Here is a 25934-nt window from a genome sequence, read left to right as displayed (position 1 = left end):
CACACACCTGCCGGATCGTTCCTGCGCGAGATCTCCACAAGTGGTGCCCGCAGCGGCTAGCGTGTGCCCAAGTCCCTGACATGCGGCGAGATCAAGCCATCGGTCGGCGCGCCGTACGGTCGGGGCCCGTCACGTATCGGGGGGCGACGGGGTGGGTCGATGAATACGCCGGCGCCGGCCGCCGCGGCCGGATGGGCCGGGGAACGGCACGGGGCCGCGGACGCCGTCGGCGTGGCGATCCTCGCCGCCTGCGCGGCCTGGGTGCTGATCACGACGGGCGTGCGGGGCGGCCGACCGGACGGGATGCTGCTCGCGGTGCTCGCGGTGGCCGCCGGGTACGCGGGCGGGCGGATCGCGGGGGCGCTGCTTCCGATCGCCGCGCCCTGCGTGGGCGCGCTCGCCGGGGTCGCCCTCGCGGCCGCGGCGCCGCATGTCACGCCGGGTCCCGTCAGCTCCTCGCCGCTCGGGCCCATCGGCGCCACGGCGGCGCTGCTCGGCCTGGCGGCGGGCGCGGCCTGCTGTGCGGCGTGGGCGGCGCGCGGGGCGGCGCTGCGGACCGGCCTGCGGGTCCTCGCGGCCGGGATCGTGGTGGCGGCGGCGGTGCTCGGCTCGACGGCCGGGGTGATCGCGTGCGCGGGGATCCTGCTGTGCTCGCTCGCGGCGACGCTGATGCGGCGCAGAGGGCTCGGTCTCGCCGGGTTCGCGCTGACGACGGCGGTGCTGACGGGGCTCGCCTGGGCGTTCGCGGACGGGGCGCTGCCGGAGGGCCTTGCCACTTCTCTGGAGGGGCAGCTCGGCGGGTACCGGGTGCGGATGTGGCAGGACGCGGAGGACCTCGCGGGCGCGCATCCGGCGTTCGGCGTGGGGCCGGGGCGGTTCGGCGACGCGTCACCGACGGTCACCGAGGGGCTGCTCGCGGACGGCAAGCCGCACTCGGCGCTGTTGCAGCAGGGCGCCGAGCAGGGCTACGTGGGCGTGGCGCTGCTCGCGGCGGCCTTCTGCTGGCTGCTGTTCGCCCTGTGGTGCTCGCCGCGGTCCACGCAGGTGGTCCTGACGGCGGGGGCGGCCCTGACGGCGCTGGCCGCGGTGGCGACGGTCGGCAATGCCCTGAGCGTGACGTCCGTGACGGTGGGCGCGGGACTGCTTGCGGGCATCGCCACGGCACGCCCCCTGAGCGAGGAGGCGGCTCAGCTCAGACCGGCGTACCCCCGGAGCGGAGGCGGAGACGGTCGCGGATGACGCGCACGGCGGTCTCGGCGTTGTCGACGGTGACCGTGAACTTGCGGCCGTCACCCAGCCTGAGGACGAGGCCCTCGCCGCGCCGGACGACGACGGCGGTGCCCTGCTCGGGCCGCCAGCGGTAGCCCCAGCCGCCCCAGTGCCGCGGCGTGACGGACGGGGCGAAGTCGGCGCCCACGACGTGCGACAGCGGGATGCGGCGGCGCGGCACTCCGATGTGGCCGCAGCGCACCTCGAGAGAGTCCTTGTCGACCTTCACGGCGACGTGCACGAAGGCGAGCGTGCCGAAGAGGATCAGCAGGCCGACGGCGATGCAGCCGACGATCGACATGATCAGCGGGAGGATGCCCGAGGGCCACAGGGCCTCGACGGCCAGGTCGATGCCCAGCGCGAGGCAGGCGGCACCGCCGCAGGCCAGCAGCCACTGACCACGGTTCGTCGCGCGACCGGTCCAGACCTCGGGCTGCTGCTCGGAGCTGACCCGCTCGCTGTGGGCGTCGTCCGTCATGCCATCGAGAGTACTCACGTTCCGGGGTGAAGGCACCGCGTCGCGGAGAGTTACTCCTGCCGTTGGACACGGCGGACGCGAGGTTCACGGCGTCGGTGGTGGTGAGGAGCCTGATGTGTCCTGCGCCACACGTGAAGCGGATGCAGTGAGTGATCAAAGGGGCACGGACGGCGAGGAGGTTCAGGGCTCCAGCACCGGAGCCGAGGCGGCGAGCAGTCGGCCTTCGGCGTACGTGAGGGCGGCGGCCGGGAGCGCGGCCTCGCGGCCGCCGAGGAGCACCGTGAGAGTTCCTTCGGCGCACTCGCCGTCGTACGCGGCCGAAGCGTCGGCGACCTCGATGCCGGTCCGCTCGCCGACCCTGCGCAGCGCCTGTGCGGCGACGGCTCCGGCCGAGCCGTGCAGGACGAGCGGCGGGGTGCCCGGCTGCTGCACGGCCGCGCGGATGCGCTCCGCGACCAGCTCGTAATGGGTGCAGCCCAGGACGACGGCCCTTACATCGGGCGGGGTGAGGGCCGCGGCGGCCGCGATGGCGCGGGTGGTGGCGTCCTCGTCGGCCTTGTCCAAGGCGTCGGCGAGGCCGGGGCAGGGCACCTCGGTGACGGGGACGTCGGCGGCGAACTCCTCGATGAGGCCGCGCTGGTAGGGGCTGCCGGTGGTGGCGGGCGTGGCCCAGATCGCGACGGGGCCGCCGCCGGCCGCCGCGGGCTTGATCGCCGGGACGGTGCCGATGACGGGCAGCTCCGGCTCCAGGCGGGCGCGCAGGGTGGGCAGGGCGTGCACGGACGCGGTGTTGCAGGCCACGATCAGCGCGTCCGGGCGGTGCGCGGCGGCGGCCTCCGCGACGGCGAGGGCGAGCCGGGCGATCTCCTGCGGCGTGTGCGGGCCCCAGGGCATCGTGTCCGGGTCGGAGGACAGAACGAGGTCGGCGCCGGGGTGCAGGCGCCGCACCGCGGCGGCCGCGGCGAGCAGTCCGATGCCGGAGTCCATCAGCGCGATCTTCACCCGGTCACCTTAGACGATCGGCCGGACAAGCCCGGCACGGTGGGGCAGACTGCGGCGGATGAGCGCCGTTGTGTGGATCGCCGCCGCCTCGCTCGCCGCGTGGCTGTGGCTGCTGGTCGGGCAGGGTTTCTTCTGGCGTACGGACCTGCGGCTGCCGCCGCGCCGGGAGCCGGAGAACTGGCCGTCGGTGTGCGTCGTCGTCCCCGCGCGCGACGAGGCCGAGGTCCTGCCGACGAGCCTGCCCTCGCTGCTCGCGCAGGACTATCCGGGGCGCGCCGAGGTGTTCCTCGTCGACGACGGCAGCAGCGACGGCACGGGCGAGCTGGCGCGGGCGCTGGCCGGGCGACAAGGCGGGCTGCCGCTGACGGTGACGTCCCCCGGCGAGCCGCCCGCGGGCTGGACCGGCAAGCTCTGGGCGGTGCGGCACGGCATGACTCTCGCCCGCGCGCGCGAGCCCGAGTTTCTGCTGCTCACCGACGCGGACATCGCCCACGAGCCGGACAGCCTGCGGGAGTTGGTGGCCGCGGCCACGGCGGGCGGCTACGACCTGGTCTCGCAGATGGCGCGGCTGCGGGTGGCGAGCGTCTGGGAGCGGCTCGTCGTCCCGGCGTTCGTGTACTTCTTCGCGCAGCTCTATCCGTTCCGCTGGATCGCGCGCGAGGGCGGGCGGACCGCCGCCGCGGCCGGTGGCTGTGTGCTGCTGCGCGCGGACGCCGCCGCGCGGGCCCGCGTCCCGGACGCGATCCGGCACGCGGTCATCGACGACGTGGCGCTGGCGCGGGCGGTCAAGGGCGCGGGCGGGCACATCTGGCTGGGGCTCGCCGAGCGCGTCGACAGCGTGCGGCCCTACCCGCGGCTCGCGGACCTGTGGCGGATGGTGGCGCGCAGCGCCTACGCCCAGCTGCGGCACAATCCGGCGCTGCTCGTCGGGACGGTGGCGGGGCTCGCGGTGGTGTATCTGGCGCCGCCGGTGGCGCTGTTCGCGGGGCTCGCGGCGGGCAGCGCGGGCGCCGCGCTCCTGGGCGGGCTCGCGTGGCTCGTGATGACCGCGACGTACCTGCCGATGCTGCGCTACTACCGCCAGCCCCTGTGGCTCGCGCTCACGCTGCCCGCCACCGCGTTCCTGTACCTCCTGATGACCGTGGACTCCGCCGTGCAGCACTACCGGGGGCGCGGCGCGGCCTGGAAGGGCCGCACGTACGCGCGCCCGGACACGGCAGCGGAGGAGTCCCGCTCTTAGGGGCTGCCAGACGGGTCGACGCGGCGTCGCGGCGACCCGTCGGACGGCCCCGAGCGCGCCCGGGCTCCCTGGCGTTCCGCGCGCGCCCCGCACTCCCGGGGCGCGCCGGTCACTTCCTGCCCGGAGTCCAGTTCATGCCCCACCCGTAGGCGTAGTCGATGGTCCGCTGCGGGCTGACGCCGCGCTCGGGCACCAGATAGCGGGCCTCGCGCTGGACGGTGAGTTCGCCGCCGTTGTTGGTGATGAGCGCGAGCGCGCAGACCGTCGACGGCACCGTGCACTCGTCGAGGGAGAAGTCGATCGGCGCGCCGTGCTGCGGGGTCAGCGTGACCGTGGCGTTCAGGTCGGCGAAGCTCCGCGCGCCCTCATAGATGGTCACGAAGATGACCACGCGCTTCAGGTCCTGGGAGTGGTCCAGGTTGACCGTCAGGTTCTCGCCGGTCGCCACGGCGCCGGTGCGGTCGTCGCCGTCGAGGAGGATGTACGGCGGCTGGTGCAGGGAACCGAAGGCGTTGCCGAGCGCCTGCACGACGCCCTTGCGGCCGTCGGCGAGTTCGAACAGGGCGCACAGGTCGAGGTCGAGGTCCGCGTGCATGGCCACGGCGCGGCCGAGCTTGCTGGCCCAGCCCTTGAACTGCTTGCGCACCTCCCAGTTGAGGTTCACCCGCAGCCCGCCCGACGTGCCGCCCTGCTTGGTCAGCGAGACGGACGGCGCCTCCTTGGTGAGCGTGACCTTGGTGAGGCGCACCGGCTGGGCGGGGGCCGCCGCGGGCGGGGGCGGCGGGGAGGCGGGGGCGGGGGCCGCCACCGGCGGCGCGGGCGCGGGGGCGGGCGGCGCGGGGGCCGGGGTGGGCGCCGGGGCCGGGGTCGGTGCGGCGGCCGGGGCGGGCGCGGCCTGTTGGGGCTCGTCCACCGAGATGCCGTAGTCCGTCGCGAGGCCTTCGAGGCCGCTGCTGTAGCCCTGGCCGACGGCGCGGAACTTCCACGCGCCCTGGCGGCGGTAGAGCTCGCCGAGCACGAAGGCCGTCTCGACGCTGGCGTCCGCGCTGTCGTACCGCGCGATCTCCGCGCCGCTCGCGGCGTCGACGACGCGGATGTGCAGGCCGGGGACCTTCCCGAAGGTGCCGCCGTCCGCGGACGCGGCGAGCACGACCGTCTCGATGGCGGGCTCCACGCGCGCGAGGTCGACGACGAGCGCGTCGGTCACACCGCCGCCCGCGGTCTGCTTGCCCTCGTGGCGCACCGCGCCCGAGGCGTGCGTCGCCTGGTTGTAGAACACGAAGTCCGCGTCCGAACGCACCTTCCGGGAGCCGTCGAGCAGCAGCGCGGAGGCGTCGGCGTCCGGCACCCCGGGCCCCGCTCCCCACCCCAATTCGACGCGCACCACGGGCGCCTGCACGGGAACATTCGAACCTTTGGCCATTGACATGTCTGCCCCCATCACAAGTTGCCGGGTCCGGCCGGGCCGCCGTTGCGTTCCTGCCCAACCTATTACCTGGCATTCGAAGTGGTGCACATGCGGTCCCCCGCGACACCTTCCGACCGTCGCGGACAGCCGCCGGTCGACCGCGGGTAACCCCTGAGGAACGCGCTATTTACACGATCCGTACGTCGCCGCGCGACCGATTTTCCCAAGTTCGCTCGCATTGGGGATCCGCGGTCACTGGCGACACGTAAAACAACCCTCTTATCGGTCTCCCCAACCAGCACATGAAGGGCTTAACTTATGGAGCATGACCTCCCCCCGCTCCACCTATGGCGGCGGTTACTACTCCGCGCCGTCCTTCCCGGACACTCCGATCTACGACTCGCTGGTCGCCGAGCGGGGCACCCCGCAGATCGCCCCGATCCGGGTCCCCTCCGCGTACGACACGGGCAGCCACCTGCCCGCCCTCCCGGCCGCGCTGCCCGCCCTGCCCTCCGGCCCCTCGGGCCACCCGGGATATCCGGCGGCCGCCATGGCCCCCGCGATGCCCGCGGCGGCCTCCCACCCGAACCCCGCGTACGGCTACGCCCCCGCCCCGCAGCCCGCCCCGCTGCAACAGGCCCCGGCGCCGTACATCCCGCAGCAGGCCGCGGGCCCGCGCGGCTATCCGGGCCCGCAGCAACAGCGCCCCATGGGCGGCACGGGGTACGAGGCCATGCGCCCGGCGGCACCCCGCCCGGCCCCGGCGCCGCACGAGGATCCGTACAACCGGCAGTACCGGGGCTACTGATCGGCTGCGGCCGTCGCTGTCAGTGTCTGCTGGCAGGATGGCCGCATGCCGAATCCCGCTCTCCACTCGATCCACATCCACCCGCTGAAGGCGGCCGGGGGGCACGCACCGCGTGAGGCCGTCGTCGAGCCCTGGGGGCTCGCGGGTGACCGCAGATGGGTGTTGATCGACAGAGCGGGCCGGGCCGTGACGCAACGGCCGCATCCCCGCCTCGCGTTGGCCGCCGCCGAGCCGCAGCCGGACGGCGGCATACGCGTGTCCGCGCCCGGCATGGAGCCGCTCACCGTCACCGTGCCGGAGCCGCGTGAGACGGTGCCCGTGGAGTTCCTGCGGGACAAGTCCGAGGCAGTGCCCGCCGATCCCGCGGCGGACGCCTGGTTCAGCGCGTTCCTCGACCTGGACGTCCGCCTGGGGCATTTGGACGCCCCGGCGACGCGCCGCCCGGTCCCCACCTCCCACGGCCACCCCGGCGAGACCGTCTCGTTCGCCGACGCCTTCCCGCTGCTGCTCACCACGCTCTCCTCGCTGGACGCCCTCAACTCCCTCATCGCACAGGGCGACCACGCGGACGAGGGCCCCCTGCCCATGAACCGCTTCCGGCCGAACGTGGTCGTGGAGGGCGTCCCGCCGTGGGCGGAGGACGACTGGTCGCGCGTCACCATCGGCGAGGCGGTGTTCCGCGTCGCCAGGAAGTGCGCGCGGTGCGTCGTGACCACCACCGACCAGCGCACCGCCGAGCGCGGCAAGGAGCCGCTGCGCACCCTCGCCCACCATCGCCGCAGCGGCGACCAGCTCCTCTTCGGACTGAATCTGATCCCGGAATCGACCGGAACCATTCGAATCGGTGACCCGCTGACGATCCTCGAATGAATGGCGCGCGGCGGGGGAACCCGACGTCGGTGGAAGGACGTTGAAGAAGTTCGGTGGGGCTCACCGAAAAGACCCCCGGGCAGGTCGCGCACGATCGGGGAAGGTCGAGCAGCCCGCGGAAGGTCGAGGAGGAAGGCCGAAGGAGGGGAGCGGGAAACGGCCGGGCGGCCCCCCGGCTGGAGGGACCGCGGCAGGAGGGAACGCGCGGGTGATGTCGCTCTCTCTTCCCGCGACCCGGGCGTGAGCCGTGCCGTTCGCGGCTATCACGGACGCGGAAGGGGGTGCAGGACTGTGCGAGCGATCGCCGGACTCTGGCGCTGGCGCCACAATCCGCTGCGCCGCGCGACCGACCTCGCCGAGGCCTGGATCGCACTCGTCGCCCTCATGCTCATCGTCGTCGCGGCCCCCGTCGCCGGCGCGGTCACCGGCGCGCTGACCCAGGACGCGCTGCTGCGCTCGGTGGCGGCCCAGCGCGAGGCCCGGCACAGCGTGACCGCCACCGTCCTGGAGAGGATCGACCAGCCCCCGCTCGACCCCGACCCCGAGACCTCCTCCTCGCGCGACGCGCACCGCCGCGTCCTCGCGAGCTGGACCGCCCCGGACGGCTCGGGGCAGGCGGGCACGGTCGTCTCCGACCTCAAGTCCCCGCACCCCGGCGACCGGTTCCGGGTCTGGACCGACGACGACGGCCGCATCGTCGGCCGCCCCCTGGACACCGCCACGGCGACGACGCACGCCGCCCTGGCGGGCCTGGGCGCGGCCCTGGCCTGCGGCGGGCTCATCGAGGGCGCCAGGCGCCTGGTGCTGTGGCGCATCGTGCAGCGGCGGTACGCACGCTGGGACCAGGCCTGGGACAGCGCGGGCCCGGACTGGGGCAGGGCCGGCACCGGCGCTTGAGCACCCACACGGGCACGTGCGCACCGGCACGGGCACTTGAGCAGGTGAGAGCCCGGCCACCGGCCCGGCCATCGGGTCAACTCCCCCTCTCCGCGCGCGCTACGGTGGACCGGGCGAACTCTTCGGCCTCCTTGCGCGCGGGCGCGAGGTACCGCGTACTTCGAGGTGGGGGCAGAGCAACTCCATGGCACAGGGCACGGTCCAGGTGACGCACACCGGTACGTCGCGTTGGCGGCGCCGCACAGGCGAGTACGCATCGCTGGCGGCCGCCCTGGAGGCCGCGAGCGACGGGGACGTCCTGACAGTGGCCCCGGGGACGTACCGCGAGAACCTCGTCGTCCGGCGGGCGGTGACGCTGCGCGGCCCCGAGGGCTCCCCCGGTTCCGTGCGCATCGCCCCGGCGGACGGGGTGCCCCTGACGGTGCGGGCGTCCGCGCTCGTCCAGGACCTCCACGTGGAAGGGCAGGACTCGGCCGCGCCCGCGCTGCTCATCGAGGACGGCGCGCCGGAGCTCACGGACGTGCGGGTGATGACGCGCTCCGCCGCCGGGATCGAGGTGCGCGGCGGCGCCCGGCCGACGCTGCGCCGCTGCACGGTCGACAACCCGGGCGGCATCGGCATCGCCGTACTGGACGGCGGTGGCGGGGTGTTCGAGGAGTGCGAGGTCGTCGCCGCGGGCCAGTCCGGGGTCGCGGTGCGCGCGGGCGGGCATCCGCGCCTGGACCGCTGCCGGGTGCACCACACGTCCGGCGCCGGCCTCTCGGTGACCGGTGAGGGCAGCGGCCTGGAGGCCGTCGGCTGCGAGGTGTACGAGATCAAGGGCTCGGGCGTGCAGATCGCCGCGCGGGCCACGGCGCATCTGACGGACTGCGGGGTGCACCGCACGACGTCCGACGGCGTCACTCTCGACACGGACGCCGTCCTCACCCTCGCCGACTGCCGCATCCACGACATCCCCGAGAACGCGGTCGACCTGCGCTCCCGCTCGGTCCTGACGCTGACGCGCACCACGGTGCGCGAGTTCGGCCGCAACGGCCTGTCGGTGTGGGACCCGGGCACCCGGGTCGACGCCAACCAGTGCGAGATCCACGACAGTACGGGCGACTATCCGGCGGTGTGGGTCAGCGACGGCGCGACGGCGGTCCTGGAGTCGTGCCGGGTGCACGACGTGCCGGACGCGCTGTTCGTGCTCGACCGCGGCTCGCGCGTCGACGTCGTCGACAGCGACCTCACCCAGGTCCGCAACACGGCGGTGTCGGTGAGCGACGGCGCGACGGCGCAGTTGGACGACGTGCGCATCCGCGACGCCGCGACCGGCGCGTGGTTCCGCGACCACGGCAGCGGCGGCGTCCTCGCGGGCTGCACGGTCGACGGCAGCCAGACGGGCGTGATCGTCACCAAGGGCGCCGACCCCACCATCGAGCGGTGCACGGTCACCTCGCCCGCCGAAGCCGGCTTCTACGTCTCCGCGGGCGGCCGCGGCAGCCTGGACCGCTGCAAGGTCGTCGGCAGCGGCGGCTACGGCTTCCACGTGATCGACGGCTGCCGTACGACGCTGCGCCGCTGCCGTACGGAGCGGTGCGCGCGCGGGGGCTTCGAATTCGCCGAGGACGGGCCGCTCGTCGAGGACTGCACCAGCGACGAGAGCGCCAGTGTGCGGCCCGCCGCGCCGGAGGCGGCCGTGCAGACGGCCACGCAGACCGCGGGGCTGCTCGGTTCGGTGCCCGGCCAGCGCACCCCCGAGGAGCAGGTCCCGGCGGCGCCCGCGCAGCAGTCCCGCCCGTCGAAGGCCGTGCTCGGCGAACTCGACGCGCTGGTGGGCCTGGAGAGCGTCAAGCGCGAGGTGCGGGCGCTCACCGACATGATCGAGGTGGGCCGGCGCCGGCAGGAGGCGGGCCTCAAGGCCGCCTCCGTACGCCGCCACCTGGTGTTCACCGGCTCCCCCGGCACCGGCAAGACGACCGTCGCCCGGCTCTACGGCGAGATCCTCGCCTCGCTGGGCGTGCTGGAACGCGGCCATCTCGTCGAGGTCTCGCGCGTGGACCTGGTCGGTGAGCACATCGGCTCCACGGCGATCCGCACCCAGGAGGCCTTCGACCGGGCCCGCGGCGGCGTCCTCTTCATCGACGAGGCGTACGCGCTCTCCCCCGAGGACTCCGGGCGCGACTTCGGCCGTGAGGCCATCGACACGCTCGTGAAGCTGATGGAGGACCACCGGGAGGCGGTGGTGGTGATCGTCGCGGGCTACACCGCGGAGATGAACCGCTTCCTGTCGGTCAACCCCGGTGTGGCGTCCCGTTTCTCGCGCACCATCACCTTCGGCGACTACGCGCCGGAGGAACTGCTGCGCATCGTCGAGCAGCAGGCCGAGGACCACGAGTACACGCTCGGCTCGGGCACGGGCGAGGCGCTGCTCAAGTACTTCACGGCGATCCCGAAGGGCCCGGCGTTCGGCAACGGCCGCACGGCGCGGCAGACGTTCGAGGCGATGGTGGAGCGGCACGCGGGCCGGGTCGCCCAGCTCGACGCGCCGAGCACGGACGACCTCACCCTGCTGTATCCGGAGGACCTGCCGGATCTGCCGGATCTGCTGGACCGTCCGTAGTCCTGGGCGGACCTTCCGTGGCCTCGGGCGGCACCGCGCGGGGCGCGGGCACCGCGGGCCTGAGCCGGGCGAGCAGCCGCGCGCGTTCCTCCGCGAACGCCGGGTCGGCCTGGTAGTCGCCGTGCCCGAGGATCGGCGCGGGCAGCGGGTGCGCCTCGGTGCGGCCGTAGGCCAGCGGGTCCTTCAGGGGTGCGCGGTCGACCTGCGGCCCGCAGTCGCCGTGCAGCCGGACGGGGCCGCCGATGGGGTCGGTGGGCCGGTGCAGGTTGCGCCAGCAGTCGACCTCGCGGTGCAGGGAGCTGAGGGCGGCGGGGCCGAAGTGCGCCGGGAACCACCGGCCGTAGAGGCGCTCCAGGGGTGAGCCGTAGGTGAGCAGCGCGACGCGTTTGCGTACGGAGGGCAGCAGCTGCCAGGCCGCGGCGGCGGCGAGCACGCTGCCCTGGGAGTGGCCGGACAGGACGAGGCGGCCGCCGGTGGCGCGGGTCCAGGTGTGCATGCGCCAGGTCAGGTCGGGCACGGCGCGCTCGGCGTAGCAGGGCGGCGCGAAGGGGTGGGCGGCGCGCGGCCAGAACGTGCCGACGTCCCAGAGGATGCCGATGGTGCGGCGGGCCGACGGGTCGCGGTAGGCGCGGCGGCCCCACGTGACGAAGAGCAGGAAGCCGAAGCCGATCAGCCAGGAGCCGAGTGCCTGCGCGGTCTCGGCGGTGCCCTCGACGAAGGCTGGTGCGTTCCGGGCCGCCTCGCCCGGCACCTTGCCGGTGGCCCAGGCTCCGGCGAGGGCGGCGGCGCCGAGCAGCAGCGTCGTGGCCGAGGTGATGCCGACGATCCGGGGCGCCCGGTCGGTGAGGGCGGCGCCCGCGCGGGTGCCGGCGATGCGGCGGGTGCGGGCGGTGTCCTGCCGCTCGTCCGGGTAGTCGCGCGGCACTTGGGCCAGTTCGCGGCGCACCCGTTGCGCGGTGCGCACCGCGAGCCAGCCGCACAGCACGGCGACGACCACCAGGAGCGGCGGGATGACGGACGCCTGCCAGGTCAGGAGCGCGGGCGGGCCGTCGATCGAGCCGCCCGCGCCGGGCGATCCCGAGCCGTCGAGCCAGTCGGCGACGCGCTGCGAGCCGCCGCCCGACATCACCCCGCCCAGCGCGCAGGCCAGCATCGCCACGGCCGGGCCGGCGAAGCCGCGCATGGCGGTGCGGGCGTCGGGCGCCCCGCGGAAGATGCGGGCGGCGACCACGGCGAGGGCGAGGACCAGGACGCCCTGGACGAGGGCGATGCCGCCGAAGGTCGTGTTGCCCGGCAGCCGGCCCGCCGAGGTCCAGCCGGGCCGTGACCACCCGGCGTACAGGACCGCCAGGACGAGCAGCGCGAGCGCGGCGAGCGGCAGTCGGCGCACCAGGGTGCGGTCCAGGCGCCGGTCGAGGCGGTTCTCGCTGCGCCCCCGGCGGCAGACGACCCAGATCACGAAGGCGGCCGCCACCACGAGCGCCGAGTCCAGCGCCCAGCCGAGGACGTCCAGGAGGGCGGGCCCGCCGGGCCTGCGGTCGTAGCGGGCGGCCGGGGCGCCGACGGCGGCGGCGACCGTCAGCAGGCCCGCGGCCGTGTGGGCGGCGCGCAGCCGGGCGACGATGCGGCGCCCGTACCAGAAGCCGGGCTTGGCGAGCGCGTTGCGGGTGGCCTCCTCGGGGTCCGGCTGGTGCGGCAGCGGCTGCTGGGACTCGTACGCGCTCCATGTGCGCTGGGACAGGAACCAGAGCAGGCCGGTGAGGGCGGCGGGCAGCAGCGCGGCGAGGGCGAGGCGGCGGCCGGGCTGCGACCACCAGCCGCCGCCCCCGGCGGACTCCGGCGCGAGGAAGCCGAGCCAGGAGTGGTCGTCGACGCAGGAGGCGGTGCCCGCGCACTGCCAGGCCGTCAGGTCGACGGCGATCTCGCAGGCGGCGGCGACCAGGAGCACCGTGAGGGTGAGCGCGACCAGGCGCACCAGCAGGCCGTACGCCCGCACGGCGCGTTTCGCCCGGCGGGCGCTGGGCCGCATCCAGTGGGCGAGGTTGACCACCATGAACGGCAGGAGCAGCAGCCACAGGGCGCGGGAGCCGTTGCCGGAGGTCAGATTGGACCAGACGTAGGCCTCCGGGACCGGGCGGTCGCGGTAGTCCGCGGGGCGGGACTCGGCGTCCACGTCGTCGGTGCGGCGGTGGACGGCCGCGGTCTTGTCGCCGGAGACGCGGACGGTGCGGGGGTCGTCCAGCATCTCCTCCGGCGTGGTGCCGCCGACCCCGTGGACGAGCAGTTCCAGGGCGATCGGCTCGCCCTGGCCGCTGCCTTCCGGGTCTTTCGGGTCTTTCGGGTGTTCCGGGTGCTCCGGGGGCTCTGTGCGCTCCGGGCGCTCCAGGTCTTCCCGCTGTTCCGGTCCGTGCTTCTGGGCGGTCCGGGCCGCCGTGGCGCGCTCCACTGTTCCGCTTCCCCCGAGTCGTGCGCTGTCATGAGCCGTGTACGGGCCATGCAAGGACACAAGGATCGCCGTTTCCCTCCCCGCGCGCACCCACCGTCACGTAATCTCCCCGTTCCGTACGCCCCGGGGCAGCCCGGTCGGTGGCACCCGCAAGAACAGCTCGTGCGAGGATGAGGCGACCCGATGAAGGGCTTGACTGGGCGAAAGGGCCGGACCTGACGTGAGTGAGAATCAGAACCTCCTCGCGGAGCAGCGTCGTGCCCTGATCCTCGACGAGGTGCGGCGCCGCGGCGGGGTCCGGGTCAACGAACTCACCCGAAAACTGGGTGTGTCGGACATGACGGTCCGCCGCGACCTGGACGCGCTCGCCCGCCAGGGCGTCCTGGAGAAGGTGCACGGCGGCGCCGTCCCGGTGGCCGAGGCGAGCACGCACGAGCCGGGCTTCGAGGCCAAGTCGGGCCTGGAGCTGAGCGCCAAGGAGGACATCGCGCGGACCGCGGCGACCCTGGTGGCGCCGGGTACGGCCATCGCGCTCTCCGGCGGCACCACGACGTACGCGCTCGCACACCATCTGCTCGACGTGCCGGATCTGACGGTGGTGACGAACTCGGTGCGGGTGGCGGACGTCTTCCACTCCGCGCAGCGCAGCTCCGGCCAGCGGCAGGGCGCGGCCACGGTGGTCCTCACCGGCGGGGTGCGCACGCCGTCGGACTCGCTGGTGGGCCCGGTCGCCGACCAGGCCATCGGCGCGCTGCACTTCGACGTGCTGTTCCTCGGTGTGCACGGCATATCGGCCGAGGCGGGCCTGTCCACGCCCAATCTCGCGGAGGCGGAGACGAACCGGCGTCTGGTGCAGTCGGCGCGCCGCGTGGTCGTGGTCGCGGACCACACCAAGTGTGGCACGGTGGGCCTGAGTTCGTTCGCCACGCTCGGGCAGGTCGACACGCTCGTGACGGACGCGGGGCTGCCCGCGCAGGCGCGCGCGGAGATCTCGGAGCATCTGCACCGCCTGCTGGTCGCGGGTGCGCCCGAGACCGCCGATGCCGAGGACCACGGCATCACCGACAGCTCCGGGAACGCGGGGAACTCCGCGAGTGCCGCGAACTCGGCAGACTTCTGACGCCCCGCCAGCTATGGTGACCGTGCCGGTCAACCGCCCTACTCCGCCCGGGGGTCGCGTTCCATGGCACGCCGTCTGAGGCCCGAGGGCCTGGAGTTCGTCGAGACCGCTCCGGTGCGTCTGCTGTTCACGCACGACGTCGCGGCGCCGCCCGAGGCGGTGTACGAGGTCTTGGAGGACGTCCGGCGCCTGCCCTCGTGGCACAGCTCGGTGGTGTACGCCAGGCCCTTCGACGACGGCCTGGGCCGCCTGGTGCGCATCCAGGGCCGCTTCTGGTTCCGCGAGACCTTCCTCGCCACGGACGCGCCCACGCGGTACGCCTACCGCATCGATCGCACCAACTTCCCCGGCCTGCGCGCCCTGGTGGAGGAGTGGCGGCTCATCCCGCTGGAGCCGACCGACGGATCGGACGCGGGCACGCGCGTGCAGTGGACGTTCGCCGCGGACGCCGTGGCCCTGACGCGCTTCCTCATGAAGCGCGGGGGCCGCCGGGGCATGGGGAAGTCCTTCCACACCGCGGTCGCGAACCTGGACCGGCAGCTCACCGGCGCGAAGGGCAGCTGAGCCGGCCCCGGCCCCCGCGGGACTAGCGGCCCTGCGCGGGCCACTCCCCCGTGGCGAGCAGCCCCTCGATGGTCCGCTCGTACGGCGCGATGTCCAGGCCCTGCTCGGCCAGCCACACGTCCGAGTAGTACTTGTCCAGATAGCGGTCGCCCGGGTCGCAGATGAGGGTGACGAGGCTGCCCGTGCGGCCCGCGGCCACCATCTCGGCGGCGATCCTCAGCGCGCTCCACAGGCCCGTGCCGGTCGAGCCGCCCGCCTTGCGGCCGATGGCCCGGTCCAGGGCGCGCACCGCGGCCACGCTCGCCGCGTCCGGGACCTTCATCATGCGGTCGATGGCGCCGGGCACGAAGCTCGGCTCCATGCGCGGCCTGCCGATGCCCTCGATGCGTGAGCCGCAGTCGCTGGTGGCGTCCGGGTCGTGCTTCGTCCAGCCGTCGAAGAAGCAGGAGTTCTCCGGGTCGGCGACGCAGATGCGGGTGTCGTGCTGCATGTAGTGGACGTAGCGCGCGATGGTGGCCGAGGTGCCGCCGGTGCCGGCCGTGGCGACGATCCACGCGGGCTCCGGGTAACGCTCCAGGCGCAGTTGCTGGAACATCGACTCGGCGATGTTGTTGTTGCCGCGCCAGTCCGTGGCCCGCTCGGCGTAGGTGAACTGGTCCATGTAGTGGCCGCCGGTCTCGACGGCGAGCCGGGCGGACTCCGCGTACATCGTGCGCGAGTCGTCCACGAAGTGGCACCGCCCACCGTGGAATTCGATGAGGCGGCACTTCTCGGCGCTCGTCGTGCGCGGCATCACCGCGATGAACGGGACCCCGATCAGCTTCGCGAAGTACGCCTCCGACACGGCCGTCGAGCCGCTGGAGGCCTCGATCACGGGGCGCCCGGGACGGATCCAGCCATTGCACAGTCCGTACAGGAACAGCGAGCGGGCGAGCCGGTGCTTGAGGCTTCCGGTCGGGTGCGTCGACTCGTCCTTGAGGTAAAGGTCGATGCCCCAGTGCTCGGGCAGCGGGAACCGCAGGAGGTGGGTGTCCGCGGAGCGGTTGGCGTCGGCCTGGACCTTGCGCACGGCTTCTTTCAGCCAGGAGCGGTACTCCGCGTCGCTGCGGTCCACGTCGAGCGTGGCCATCGGCTCGTCGGCCGGGTCGTGCTGGATGGTGCTCACCGCGGGGCTCCTCGTCCTCGTGCCGGAACCGTTCGGTCCGGTCGCACACCTCGATGATAAACACCCCCAACACGGCCCCCACCTGCATAAACACACCTTTTGGTGCCTCAAAGGAGCCGCTTGCCCACCGGTCGACCCCCTCGAACGCCCCGCCGGAGCCACCGCCCGGCCGCGTCTGGAAAGTGGCATGTGCGACGTCGCCGGGCACACTGGTCCTCGACGCCGCGCGCGTGCACACTGCACCGCACGGAACAGGGGTAGGTTCCCAGCAGGAGTACGTTGCGAGGGGGCGCCGTACCACGACGCCCGGCATCGGACGCAACATCAAGGCGCACCCACCACAAGGCGCACGAGGGGGCGGAGCCTCATGGCAGAGCCGGAGTTCAGAGCCACGGGCGTGCGGATCGGGCGGCGGCTGCGCTCGCTCACCCGCGCCGGCCAGGTCCGGATCAGCGACGGCAGGCTGGAGTTGCTCACCAGTTACGGCACGGAGATCGACAGCGCGCCGCTGCGGGCGGTGCGCGCGGGCAAACCGTGGTTCGCCCCGCAGGACCGGGCGCTCGCGGAGGTGAACGGCACCCGGTATCTACTGACGCTCGGCGAGCACGATCCGGTGCCCGGCGAGGCCGGTCCGCCCACCGTCCGGACCTTCCTGGAAGCGGTGCGTACCGCGGCGGGAGGGCGCCGGGACTGACGAGCCGGGTGCCGGCGCGAGTTGCACGCCCGCACCCCCTGAGTCACGCTGGTCTCACATCACTCTGGGTTTACCGGCGATAACGCTGCGAACCAGCCCGCCGGCCACGACAGCAGGCGGCGGACATCGCGGCCCCTGCTGGATCCGAACGCCGTCTTCTTCCGGACCTCAATTCGGGGAGTCGCACCGTGATCAGCCAGCCAAGCAGGCATTGCACGGTAGAGCTCCAGGCCCTGCCGTCGCGGATCGGCCAAGTCCGCAGAATCGTATCGGCGCAGTTGCGCTACTGGCATCTCGATCCCTTGATAGACCAGGCCGCACTCGGTGTCACCGAGCTGTTGACCAACGTCCACCGGCACGCGGAGCCGGACAAGACGTGCACCGTGGAGATCGAGCTGCTGCTCGAACGCCTCATGGTCTCCGTCCACGACCACGATCCGAGGCTTCCCGTGGTGCACGACGCCGATCCGTTCGAGACCTGCGGGCGCGGGCTCGCGCTGGTCGCGGCGGTCAGCGAGAGCTGGGGGGTGCAGCCGCAGGGCGACGCGGGCAAGGTCGTCTGGTTCACGCTCTGCGCGCCGACGGCCGCCGCACCGCTGCCGGCGTATCCCGGGTACGGCTCCGCGGGCGCGGCCCCGTTCGCCGACGCCCCGTCCACCGTCGGCGCCCATGCTCCCGCCCGGTCGGCCGTTGCCGGCTGACCGGGCGGTGACTGTTCTCTTCGTACGTCCTCTCGTACCTCTCGCGCGGACATCCTCGTACGCGGTCGCGGCGGTCGCGTACGCCTCGTACGTCACTCCGTGGCGATGGCCCGCAGGACGTCGAGTCGGGCGGCGCGCCGGGCGGGGCGGAGTCCCGCGAGGGCGCCCGCCGCCAGGCCCACCAGGGCGACGACGGCGAGCTGCGTCGGCGGCAGCGCGAACGCGAAGGCGCTGTCGGACGCGCCGTCGGACGCCTTGACCAGGACCCAGCCGAGGAAGCCGCCGAGCGCCAGGCCGCCCGCCGTACCGAACGCCGCGACCAGCACGGACTCCCAGCGGACCATGGCCCGAAGCTGTCCGCGGGTCTGGCCGACGGCCCGCAGCAGGCCCAGTTCGCGAGTGCGTTCGTGCACGGCGAGGGTGAGGGTGTTGGCGATGCCGAGCAGCGCGATGAGGACGGCGAGCGCGAGCAGGGCGTAGACGAGCGTCAGCATCATGTCGATGCCGCCGGCCGCGGACTGCGCGTACTCGTCGCGGGTCTGGACCTCCGGGTTGCCGTAGGCCTTCGCCACCTCGGACACCGCGGCCTCGCCGTCGGCCGTGCTCACGCCGTCCTTGAAGGTCACCGACACCAGCGTGTCGGAGTCCTGGGCGCGGTGCGGGGCCCAGGCGTCTCGGGTGATGACGTAGTCGCCCGCGAGCTCGGACTGGCCGTAGACGGCGCGGACCGTGAAGGTGTCCTTCTTGCCGTCGGTGAAGGCGAGTTCGGCCTTGTCGCCGACCTTCAGGTGCTGCTTGTCGGCCTCCTTGCGGGTGAGGGCGATGCCGTCGTCGCCCAGGCCGTTCAGCGAGCCATCGACCTTGCCGAGGTCGAAGGACTTGGCCAGCGCGGTCGGGTCGGTGACGGTCAACGCCCGTCCCTTGCCGTCGACTTCGGCCACTCCCCGTCCGAGGCCGACCGCCGTGGCGACCTCCGGGCGCTCCGCGATCGCGGGGGCGAGCCGGGGGCTGAGTCCGCTGCCGCCCGCACCGAACGACGGCGTGCTGACCGCGACGTCGCCCGCGAAGGAGCGGGACACCGTCTGGTCCATGGTCGCCTTCAGCGAGGCGCCGAAGACCGTGAACAGGGAAACGACGGCGACACCGATCATCAGGGCGCTCGCGGTGGCGGCGGTCCGCTTGGGGCTGCGCAGGGCGTTGCGCCGGGCCAGCGAGCCGGTGACACCGCGCAGCCGGTCGAGCGGCCCGCCGAGGATCCGCACCGCCCGCGAGGAGGCGACGGGGCCGAGCACCACGAAGGCGGCGAGCGCGAGTACCGCCCCGCCGCCCGCCAGCCAGATGGACGGCGAGGCGAGGACGCCGACGAGGGTGAGGGCGACGGCGGCCAGCGCGAGCCCGGTCCCGGCGACCGCACGGGTGCGGGACGCGCCGGACTGGTCGACCGCGGTCTCGCGCAGCGCCGCCAGCGGAGCCGTGCGGCCCGCGCGGACGGCGGGCAGCAGCGCGGAGGCGACGCACACGGCGATGCCCACCGCGAGGGGCAGCAGCATCGACGTACCGCTGATCACCAAGTCGCCCTCGGGGAAGGGGAATCCGATGGCCGGGAACAGTGCCTGCAGCCCGGCCGCGATGCCGATGCCGCCCGCGAGGCCCGCCACGGACGCCACGACGGCCACGACGGACGCCTCGGTCAGCGTGGACGCGGTGACCTGGCGGCGGGAGGCGCCGAGCGCGCGGAGCAGCGCGTTCTCGCGGGTGCGCTGGGCCACCACGATGGCGAAGGTGTTGTGGATGGAGAACGTCGCCACCAGCAGCGCGATGCCGGAGAAGACCAGCAGGAACGTGGTGAACAGCGTGAGGAACTGACCGGAGATCATGTCGGAGTTCTCCTCCGCCGCCTCCTGGCCGGTGATGGCCTCGACTCCCTTGGGCAGCACGGGAGTCAGCGCGTCGACGAGCTCCTGCTGTCCGGTGCCGGGGCCGGCGCGCACCTGCACGGTGGCGGCCTCGCCGGGCTTCGGCATCAGGTACTTCTCGGCATCGGACCGGGTCATGCCGGTGAAGGTCGTCTGCGCCATGCCGTCCTCGCCGCCGAACGTGGCGAGGCCGACGATCGTGACCTTGACCGGGTCGGGGGTGCGCAGCGTCGTGGTGTCGCCGATCTTCAGGTCGCCGCTCTCGGCGGCGCCGCGGTTGACGACCACTTCGCCGCTCCTGGCGGGGGCGCGGCCCTCGGCCAGGCGGTAGGCGTTCAGCTCCGGGTCGGTGATCCAGTTACCGGCGAGGGTGGGCGGGCCCTGGCCGCCGATGGGGTCGCCGTCCTTGCCGATGAGCTGGCCCGCGCCCTGGATGCTGGGCACGGCGGCGGCGACGCCCGGGACCTTCTCGATCCGGTCGACCACGGCCGTGTCGACGTTCTGGCGCACGCCCTGGCTCTCGCCGGGCGTGGTGATGGTGTTCGCGCTGCGGACCACGGCGTCGGTGCCGCGCGTCGCGTTGCCGAACATCGTGTCGAAGCTGGCGCGCAGGGTGTCGCCCATGACGAGCGTGCCCGCCAGGAAGGCGACGCCGAGCAGCACCGCGAAGAACGTACCGGCGAAGCGGCGCTTGTGGCCGCGCAGGGAGGTGAGGCTGATGCGGAGGGCGGCGCTCAGCGAGCCGGTGGGGGCGCCGGGCCCGGCGCCCGGCGCGCCGGTGGGGCTGCCGTGCCCGGCAGCGCGTGGGGTCGCGCTGCCGTGTCCGGCGCCGCTCCGCGGACCGGTGGCACTCATGAGGGTCCTCCTTCGGACATCGTGGCCGACCTGGTGTCGAAGGCCTTGAGGCGGTCGAGGACCTTCTCGGCCGTGGGAGCCGCCATGCGGTCCACGAGACGGCCGTCGGCGAGGAAGACGACCTCGTCGGCGTGGGCGGCGGCCACCGGGTCGTGGGTGACCATGACGACGGTGCGGCCCATCTCGCGCACCGCGCGGCCGAGCAGGCCGAGGACCTCCTCGCCGGAGCGCGAGTCCAGGTTGCCGGTGGGCTCGTCGGCGAAGACGACGTCGGGCCGGCCCGCGAACGCCCGTGCCACGGCGACGCGTTGCTGCTGGCCGCCGGAGAGTTCGGCGGGCCGGTGGTGCAGGCGGTCGCGCAGGCCGACGATGTCGATGAGCGCGTCCGTCCACTCCAGGCCGTCCTGGTCGAAGCGCCGTCCGGCCAGGTCCATGGGCAGCGTGATGTTCTCCGCCACGGTCAGCGTCGGCACCAGGTTGAAGGCCTGGAAGACGAAGCCGACGCGGTCGCGGCGCAGCAGGGTCAGGCGCCGGTCGTCGAGCGAGCCGAGTTCGGTGTCGCCGATGTACGCGGAGCCGGAGGTCAGGGTGTCGAGCCCGGCCGCGCAGTGCATCAGCGTGGACTTGCCCGAGCCCGACGGGCCCATGATCGCGGTGAAGCGTCCGGCGGGGAAGCCGACGCTCACCCCGTCCAGGGCGGTCACCGCGGTGTCGGAGGAGCCGTAGACCTTCACGGCCGTCTCCACCCGGGCGGCGTCGGTGGCGTTGGACCGGTGGCGGGGGGTTGTCGCGGTGTTCATGCCCGGCCGCCCTTCGTGTCCTTCGGCATGTGGCCGAACTCCTCGTTGAGGACGCTCAGTCGGCGCCAGTACTCCTCCTCGTCGATCTCGCCGGTGGCGAAGCGGTGGCCGAGCACGGCGATCGGCGACTTGTCGCCACCGCCTCCGGCCGACCCCCAGGGCCCGCGTCGGCCGCGCCACACCGTGCGGCGCAGGAAGGTCACGACGCCGATGACGACGGCCGCCCAGATCAGCGGGAACAGCAGGATCCACGGGCCGGGACCGCCGTCGAAAGCCAGGTTCTGCATGGTGTCCATCTCCTCGGAAAACGGAGTGAATGGGAGGGTGACCAGCTCGGTGACCAGGGCTTCTCGCCCTCGGCGAGTGCTGATTCCCGGCTGGTTCCCGTCGCCTTCGAGACTCCTCGCCGCGGGGCACGAAGTCGTCGTACAGCCAGCGGCAGTGCGTGTACCTCACGGGGAGTACGCCAGGACGGGGGCGGCTGCTCCGTTACCTCCCCGGGAGTACGGGCTGGTGGGGGGGGGGGCGGCTGCTCTTTCGGCACGGGGCGGTACGGAGCGTCGGTACGGGCCGTCGGTACGGGCCGACCTCGACGGACCCTCGCCTCGCCTGGACGTCTGTACCTATTAGTATGTACAGTCGGCGCATGAGCACTCCGGAGCGTCTGATCGAGTCCACGCGCGAGCTGCTGTGGGAGCGCGGTTACGTCGGCACCAGCCCCAAGGCCATCCAGCAGCACGCGGGCGCCGGACAGGGCAGCATGTACCACCACTTCGCGGGCAAGCCGGACCTCGCGCTCGCGGCGATCCGGCGCACGGCGCAGGAGATGCGCGCCACCGCGGAGGCGACGCTCGCGGGCGACGGTCCGGCGTACGACCGCGTCGCGTCGTACCTGCTGCGCGAGCGTGATGTGCTGCGCGGCTGCCCGGTCGGGCGCCTCACGATGGACCCGGACGTCATCGCCAGCGACGAGCTGCGGGCGCCGGTCACCGAGACCCTCCAGTGGCTGCGCGAGCGGCTCGCGGGGATCGTCCAGGAGGGCGTGGACCGGGGCGAGTTCAGCGCTTCGCTCGACGCAGGGGAGGTCGCGTCGGCGATCGTCGCGACCGTACAGGGCGGCTATGTACTGGCCCGCGCGACGGGCTCGCCGGAGGCGTTCGACGCGGGGGTGCGGGGGCTGCTGGCTCTGCTGGCGCCTCGCGCGTGACCAACCGGCTCCTCACCTCTCCGTTTCCCATCACTTCTCCGCTTTCTCACTACCTCTCCGTTTTCCCACCGCCTCTCCGCTTTCCCGTCCTCGACTCAAGGAACGTCCGTGCACATCACCCGCACTCGCCCCGCCAGCACGCAGGGCCCCGTCGAGCACTTCACCGGCACCGTCTGGCTCGACGAGATCGCGAGCCCCGAAGCGCCGTCGCGACTGCGGATGTTCAGCGTCCACTTCGCCCCGGGCGCCCACACCGCCTGGCACCGCCACCCGCACGGCCAAGTCCTGCACGTGACCGAGGGCGAGGGGTTCGTGCAGCGTGACGGCGGTCCGGTCGAGCCGATCAGGGCGGGCGACACCGTGTGGATCGAGCCGGGTGAACGCCACTGGCACGGTGCCGCGCCGCGCACGTTCATGACGCACCTCGCCGTCGTCGAGGCGGGGGACGACGGTACGACGGCCGTGTGGGAGGAGCTCGTCGCCGAGGCGGCGTACCCGAGCGCTTGACCTTTCGCCGGGCCTCCTGTCCGCCCGGCCTCCTTGCCGCCCCGCCCCCTACCCCGCACTGATGTTGGAGCACCGCATGCATGCCAAGCAGTACGAGATCACTCTGCCCGCCGACTACGACATGGGCGTCATCCGCGCACGCGTGGCGACGAAGGGCCATCTCCTCGACGAATTCCCGGGGTTGGGGTTCAAGGCGTATCTGATGCGCGAGCGCGGGGTCGGCGGTTCGCCGGTGAACCAGTACGCGCCGTTCTACCTCTGGCACACCGCGGAGGGCCTCAACTCCTTCCTCTGGGGACCCGGGTTCCAGGGGCTGTGTGACGACTTCGGGCGGCCGGTGGTCCAGCACTGGATGGCGCTGGCGTACGAGGACGGGGCCGCTGCCGGCGTCCCGCCGATGGCCGCCGTGCGGCATCGCAGGCCCGTGCCCGAGGGCACGCGGAACGGCGACCTCGCGGAGGAACTGCTCGCGGAGGCACGGTCGTTGGCGGACCGGGACGGGTCCGTCGGCGTCGTGGTCGCGGTCGACCCGCGGCAGTGGGAGGCGGTGACGTTCTCGCTGTGGGCGGGCGAGGCGCCGAAGGCCGAGGGTGAGGAGTTCCAGGTGCTGCACTTCTCCGCGCCCGAGGTGGGACGGCTGGGGCGCGGGAGGGCGTGGTGAGCGCGGGTACGGGCGCTGGCGCTGTCCGGACGGTCCTTGGTGACATCGCCCCCGGCGAGCTGGGCGTGTGCGACGCGCATGACCATCTCTTTCTGACGAGCCCTCAACTCCCGGGCCAGGAGCTGGACTCCGTGGAGGCCGCCGCGGCCGAGCTGGCCGCGTACCGCGCGGCGGGCGGACGCAGTGTGGTGCAGTGGACGCCGTACGGCATGGGGCGGCGGGCCGCCGAGCTGCCCGGGCTCGCCCGCACGTCGGGCGTCCGGGTCGTGGCGGCCACCGGGCTGCACCAAGCCGTCCATTACGCCCCGGAGTTGCTGACCGGGTTGCACGCCGAAGGGCCGGACGGCTTGGAGGCGCTGTTCGTCCGCGAGCTCACCCAGGGCATCGGCGACAGCGGGGTGCGGGCCGGGCTGATCAAGGTCGCGGGCGGCTTCCACGGCCTGGACGCGCACGCCCGCTGGACGATGACGGCGGCCGCCGGGGCCCACCGCGCGACCGGTGCGCCGATCGCCGTGCACCTGGAACTCGGCACGGGCGCGCTCGACGTACTCGACCTGCTCTGCAGCGAGTTGGAGGTGCCGCCCGGCAAGGTGATCATCGGCCATCTGAACCGCGCCCCCGACCTCGACGTGCACCGGGAGGCGGCGTCGGCGGGCGCCTGGCTCGCCTTTGACGGCCCGTCACGCGCCCACCACGCCACGGACTGGCGGATGCCGGACGCGGTGCGCGCGCTGGCCGACGCGGGCCACGGCGACCAGCTCCTCCTGGGCGGCGACACGACGACGGCCGCGGCACGGTCCGTGACCGGCGGCCCGGGGATGCCCCACCTGCTGCGCCGGATCCGGCCCCGGCTGGAACGCGCCGTGGGCAGGGAGCTGGTGGACCGGATGGTCACGGTGAACGCGGGGCGGGCGTTCGCGGTGGCGTGGGCGGCGTGAGGGTGCCCGCCGCCGCGGCAACGGGCCGGGCCGGTCACCGCAGGCGTCGTGCCCGCAGGACGGTGTCGTGGGTGTGGTGTGTACCGGCGGGCGCGGGGGCCGCTCGCGGCCGGGTTTCGTCGAGCAGGACGGTCCAGTCGTCGTCGAGGAGCCGGGCTATGTCGCCGGGCTGGTAGTAGTCGCGAGGGTCCGCGCCGTGTCCCTGGTGGGGAGCCAGGTCGCTGAGGTCGTGGCTGACGTAGAGCAGGGTGCCGCCCGGCGCGACGGCGTCCAGCAGGCCGCGCAGCGCGCTGTGGTCGGGGCGGCGCGGGAGCGGGAAGAAGTGGGCGGACACCAGGTCGAACGCTCCGGCCGGAGGTGGTGTGCTGGTCACGTCGGTCCGTGCCCAGGCCACCCGGTCGACGACGTCCGAGGCCGCCGCGGCGGCGCGCCGCAGGGCGGTCATGGAGATGTCCACCGCCGTGACCCGCCAGCCCCGCCGGGCCAGCCAGAGCGTGTCGGCGCCCTCACCGCATCCGACGTCGAGGGCCTGCCCGGGCGGCAGATCGGCGGCCTCGGCGACGAGCACCCCGTTGGGTGCGCCACTGAAGACCTGGTCGCGGCTGCGGTACATCTCGTCCCAGGGCCGGGGGTCCATGGTCGCCTCCTTGCTTCTCCTTGCCGACGGGCCGGGGTGTGCCCTGCTCTTTGCCGACGGGCCGGGGTGTGCCCTGCCAAAGTGGCCCGCCACCGCCCCGCTGACCCCCAAGACGCCTGAGGCCACTCCACACCTGAGGCCGCGCCACGTCTCAGGAGACGCGCGCTTCCTCCTGTACCGGCTCGGCGCCGCGTCGCGCGGCCACCGCCAGGCGGGTCTCCTCGGCCACCAGGTCGGCGTTGATGTGCGCCGCGGCGAGCGCGCCCGCCGCCGCGGCGGTGCCGACCTGCGCGGACAGGTCGGTCGCGTTGCCCGCGATCCACACGCCGGGCACATCGGTGCGCCCCGTCGCGTCGCACGGCACGTACTCGCCCGCGGGGTGCGGCACCGCCTCCAGGCCGAGGGCCTTCAGGAAGCCGACGCGCGCCACCATCCGCGGCGCGACGGCGACCGCTTCCCGGCTCACCACACCGCCGCCGGCCAGCCGCACGCCGACGAGACGGTCGTCGACGATCTCCAGGGACGCGACCTCGCCGCCCACCACGCGGATGCCGCGGGCCGCCAGCTGCTCCGCCTCCTCGGCGGTCAGCGGCTCAACGGTGTGCGCGAAGAACGTGATGTCATCGCTCCACTGACGCAGGAGCAGCGCCTGGTGCACGGACATGGGACCGGACGCCAGCACACCGATGGCCTGGTCCCGCACCTCCCAGCCGTGGCAGTACGGGCAGTGCAGTACGTCCCGTCCCCACCGCTCGTGCAGCCCGGGCACGTCGGGCAGCTCGTCGACCAGGCCGGTCGCGACCAGCACCCGCCGCGCACGCACTGCCCGGCCGTCGGTCAGCTCCACCACGAACCCGGCCTCGCCCCGGGTCACGGAGCCGACTTCCCCCGACACGACCTGCCCGCCGTACCCGCGCACCTCCGCACGCCCGCGCTCCATCAGCTCGGCGGGCGGCATCCCCTCCCGCCCGAGCAGCCCGTGCACCCCGTCGGCCGGGGCGTTGCGCGGCGCACCCGCGTCGATCACCACCACCGACCGCCGCGCCCGGGCCAGCATCAGCGCGCCGTTCAGCCCGGCGGCACCGCCACCGATGACCACGACGTCATAACCGTCGACCAACTGATCGTTCATGTCGACCACCTCCA

General features: G+C 73.8%; 24 protein-coding genes. 14 read left to right on the top strand and 10 right to left on the bottom strand.

All coding sequences use genetic code 11. The features are described 5' to 3' along the window. Positions 1–159: 159 nt before the first annotated feature. Positions 160–1239 (top strand): O-antigen ligase family protein, encoded by a 1080-nt coding sequence (locus AC0KTA_RS35770; protein WP_481052339.1) that lies wholly within the window; start codon positions 160–162, stop codon positions 1237–1239. Here AC0KTA_RS35770 and AC0KTA_RS35765 read toward each other — a convergent pair. Together AC0KTA_RS35765 and AC0KTA_RS35760 are read right to left on the bottom strand one after the other, a co-directional pair. Continuing rightward, positions 1193–1747 (bottom strand): hypothetical protein, encoded by a 555-nt coding sequence (locus AC0KTA_RS35765; protein ID WP_481052338.1) that lies wholly within the window; start codon positions 1745–1747, stop codon positions 1193–1195. The two genes, AC0KTA_RS35770 and AC0KTA_RS35765, sit on opposite strands and share 47 nt — an antisense overlap. 180 nt (positions 1748–1927) lie before the next feature. Continuing rightward, complete coding sequence (locus AC0KTA_RS35760) at positions 1928–2749, bottom strand: glutamate racemase (protein ID WP_481052337.1); 822 nt, start codon at positions 2747–2749, stop codon at positions 1928–1930. Positions 2750–2807: 58 nt separating this feature from the next. Between AC0KTA_RS35760 and AC0KTA_RS35755 the strand changes: the two genes are divergently transcribed. Beyond that, the gene (locus AC0KTA_RS35755; RefSeq protein WP_481052336.1) at positions 2808–3989 is read left to right on the top strand and encodes a glycosyltransferase; all 1182 of its coding nucleotides are present in this window, start codon (positions 2808–2810) and stop codon (positions 3987–3989) included. A 109-nt stretch (positions 3990–4098) separates the two neighbouring features. Here the strand turns inward: AC0KTA_RS35755 and AC0KTA_RS35750 are convergent, their stop codons facing one another. After that, positions 4099–5430: a TerD family protein gene (locus AC0KTA_RS35750; RefSeq protein ID WP_481052335.1), complete on the bottom strand. Its 1332-nt coding sequence runs from the start codon at positions 5428–5430 to the stop codon at positions 4099–4101. A gap of 292 nt (positions 5431–5722) precedes the next feature. Between AC0KTA_RS35750 and AC0KTA_RS35745 the strand changes: the two genes are divergently transcribed. The 4 genes from AC0KTA_RS35745 to AC0KTA_RS35730 all read left to right on the top strand — a co-directional run bounded on the left by AC0KTA_RS35745 (position 5723) and on the right by AC0KTA_RS35730 (position 10577). Next, positions 5723–6205: a DUF6643 family protein gene (locus AC0KTA_RS35745; protein ID WP_481052334.1), complete on the top strand. Its 483-nt coding sequence runs from the start codon at positions 5723–5725 to the stop codon at positions 6203–6205. Between the two features lie 45 nt (positions 6206–6250). Beyond that, entirely contained in the window at positions 6251–7075 is an 825-nt protein-coding gene (locus tag AC0KTA_RS35740; protein ID WP_481052333.1) for an MOSC domain-containing protein, read from the top strand. Between the two features lie 291 nt (positions 7076–7366). Beyond that, positions 7367–7972 carry an Rv1733c family protein gene (locus AC0KTA_RS35735; protein ID WP_481052332.1) on the top strand — a complete coding sequence of 202 codons (606 nt, stop codon included), beginning with the start codon at positions 7367–7369 and terminating at the stop codon, positions 7970–7972. 184 nt (positions 7973–8156) lie between these two features. Then, entirely contained in the window at positions 8157–10577 is a 2421-nt protein-coding gene (locus AC0KTA_RS35730) for a right-handed parallel beta-helix repeat-containing protein (RefSeq protein WP_481052331.1), read from the top strand. On the opposite strand, the gene AC0KTA_RS35725 is transcribed toward AC0KTA_RS35730, so the two are convergent. Beyond that, a complete protein-coding gene (locus AC0KTA_RS35725) occupies positions 10519–12963 on the bottom strand; it encodes a hypothetical protein (protein WP_481056682.1) in 2445 nt (814 codons plus the stop codon). The genes AC0KTA_RS35730 and AC0KTA_RS35725 overlap by 59 nt on opposite strands. 280 nt (positions 12964–13243) lie before the next feature. On the opposite strand from AC0KTA_RS35725, the gene AC0KTA_RS35720 reads away from it, so the two are divergent. Together AC0KTA_RS35720 and AC0KTA_RS35715 are read left to right on the top strand one after the other, a co-directional pair. Beyond that, the gene (locus AC0KTA_RS35720; RefSeq protein WP_481052330.1) at positions 13244–14143 is read left to right on the top strand and encodes a DeoR/GlpR family DNA-binding transcription regulator; all 900 of its coding nucleotides are present in this window, start codon (positions 13244–13246) and stop codon (positions 14141–14143) included. 63 nt (positions 14144–14206) lie between these two features. Next, positions 14207–14707, top strand: a complete 501-nt coding sequence (locus AC0KTA_RS35715) for an SRPBCC family protein (RefSeq protein WP_481052329.1) — start codon at positions 14207–14209, stop codon at positions 14705–14707. A 22-nt stretch (positions 14708–14729) separates the two neighbouring features. Here the strand turns inward: AC0KTA_RS35715 and cds1 are convergent, their stop codons facing one another. Continuing rightward, positions 14730–15836 (bottom strand): L-cysteine desulfhydrase Cds1, encoded by a 1107-nt coding sequence (gene cds1, locus AC0KTA_RS35710; RefSeq protein WP_481056681.1) that lies wholly within the window; start codon positions 15834–15836, stop codon positions 14730–14732. Between the two features lie 403 nt (positions 15837–16239). Between cds1 and AC0KTA_RS35705 the strand changes: the two genes are divergently transcribed. Continuing rightward, positions 16240–16566, top strand: a complete 327-nt coding sequence (locus tag AC0KTA_RS35705) for a hypothetical protein (RefSeq protein WP_164326873.1) — start codon at positions 16240–16242, stop codon at positions 16564–16566. 188 nt (positions 16567–16754) lie between these two features. Further along, on the top strand, positions 16755–17267 hold the full coding sequence (locus tag AC0KTA_RS35700; protein ID WP_481052328.1) for an ATP-binding protein: 513 nt from the start codon (positions 16755–16757) through the stop codon (positions 17265–17267). A gap of 92 nt (positions 17268–17359) precedes the next feature. On the opposite strand, the gene AC0KTA_RS35695 is transcribed toward AC0KTA_RS35700, so the two are convergent. The 3 genes from AC0KTA_RS35695 to AC0KTA_RS35685 all read right to left on the bottom strand — a co-directional run bounded on the left by AC0KTA_RS35695 (position 17360) and on the right by AC0KTA_RS35685 (position 21125). Then, entirely contained in the window at positions 17360–19921 is a 2562-nt protein-coding gene (locus tag AC0KTA_RS35695) for an ABC transporter permease (RefSeq protein ID WP_481056680.1), read from the bottom strand. 113 nt (positions 19922–20034) lie between these two features. Next, positions 20035–20838 carry an ABC transporter ATP-binding protein gene (locus AC0KTA_RS35690; protein ID WP_481052327.1) on the bottom strand — a complete coding sequence of 268 codons (804 nt, stop codon included), beginning with the start codon at positions 20836–20838 and terminating at the stop codon, positions 20035–20037. After that, positions 20835–21125 (bottom strand): SHOCT domain-containing protein, encoded by a 291-nt coding sequence (locus AC0KTA_RS35685; RefSeq protein ID WP_481052326.1) that lies wholly within the window; start codon positions 21123–21125, stop codon positions 20835–20837. Before AC0KTA_RS35685 ends, AC0KTA_RS35690 begins: the two co-directional genes overlap by 4 nt. A gap of 344 nt (positions 21126–21469) precedes the next feature. Here AC0KTA_RS35685 and AC0KTA_RS35680 point away from each other — a divergent pair, with 344 nt between their 5' ends. The 4 genes from AC0KTA_RS35680 (at position 21470) to AC0KTA_RS35665 (ending at position 24151) form a co-directional block, all read left to right on the top strand. Beyond that, complete coding sequence (locus AC0KTA_RS35680; protein ID WP_481052325.1) at positions 21470–22045, top strand: TetR/AcrR family transcriptional regulator; 576 nt, start codon at positions 21470–21472, stop codon at positions 22043–22045. Between the two features lie 108 nt (positions 22046–22153). Next, positions 22154–22552 carry a (R)-mandelonitrile lyase gene (locus AC0KTA_RS35675; RefSeq protein ID WP_481052324.1) on the top strand — a complete coding sequence of 133 codons (399 nt, stop codon included), beginning with the start codon at positions 22154–22156 and terminating at the stop codon, positions 22550–22552. A gap of 76 nt (positions 22553–22628) precedes the next feature. After that, positions 22629–23213, top strand: coding sequence for a DUF4865 family protein (locus AC0KTA_RS35670; RefSeq protein WP_481052323.1), 585 nt, complete (start codon positions 22629–22631; stop codon positions 23211–23213). Next, complete coding sequence (locus AC0KTA_RS35665; protein ID WP_481052322.1) at positions 23210–24151, top strand: phosphotriesterase family protein; 942 nt, start codon at positions 23210–23212, stop codon at positions 24149–24151. Before AC0KTA_RS35670 ends, AC0KTA_RS35665 begins: the two co-directional genes overlap by 4 nt. 34 nt (positions 24152–24185) lie before the next feature. On the opposite strand, the gene AC0KTA_RS35660 is transcribed toward AC0KTA_RS35665, so the two are convergent. Next, a complete protein-coding gene (locus AC0KTA_RS35660; protein WP_481052321.1) occupies positions 24186–24788 on the bottom strand; it encodes a class I SAM-dependent methyltransferase in 603 nt (200 codons plus the stop codon). A gap of 151 nt (positions 24789–24939) precedes the next feature. Then, complete coding sequence (locus AC0KTA_RS35655; RefSeq protein ID WP_481052320.1) at positions 24940–25920, bottom strand: NAD(P)/FAD-dependent oxidoreductase; 981 nt, start codon at positions 25918–25920, stop codon at positions 24940–24942. Positions 25921–25934 lie beyond the last annotated feature (14 nt).

The organism is Streptomyces sp. Y309 (assembly GCF_056712025.1).
Note: the sequence above shows the minus strand (reverse complement) of the source record. Positions and strands in the feature narration are given on the sequence as shown.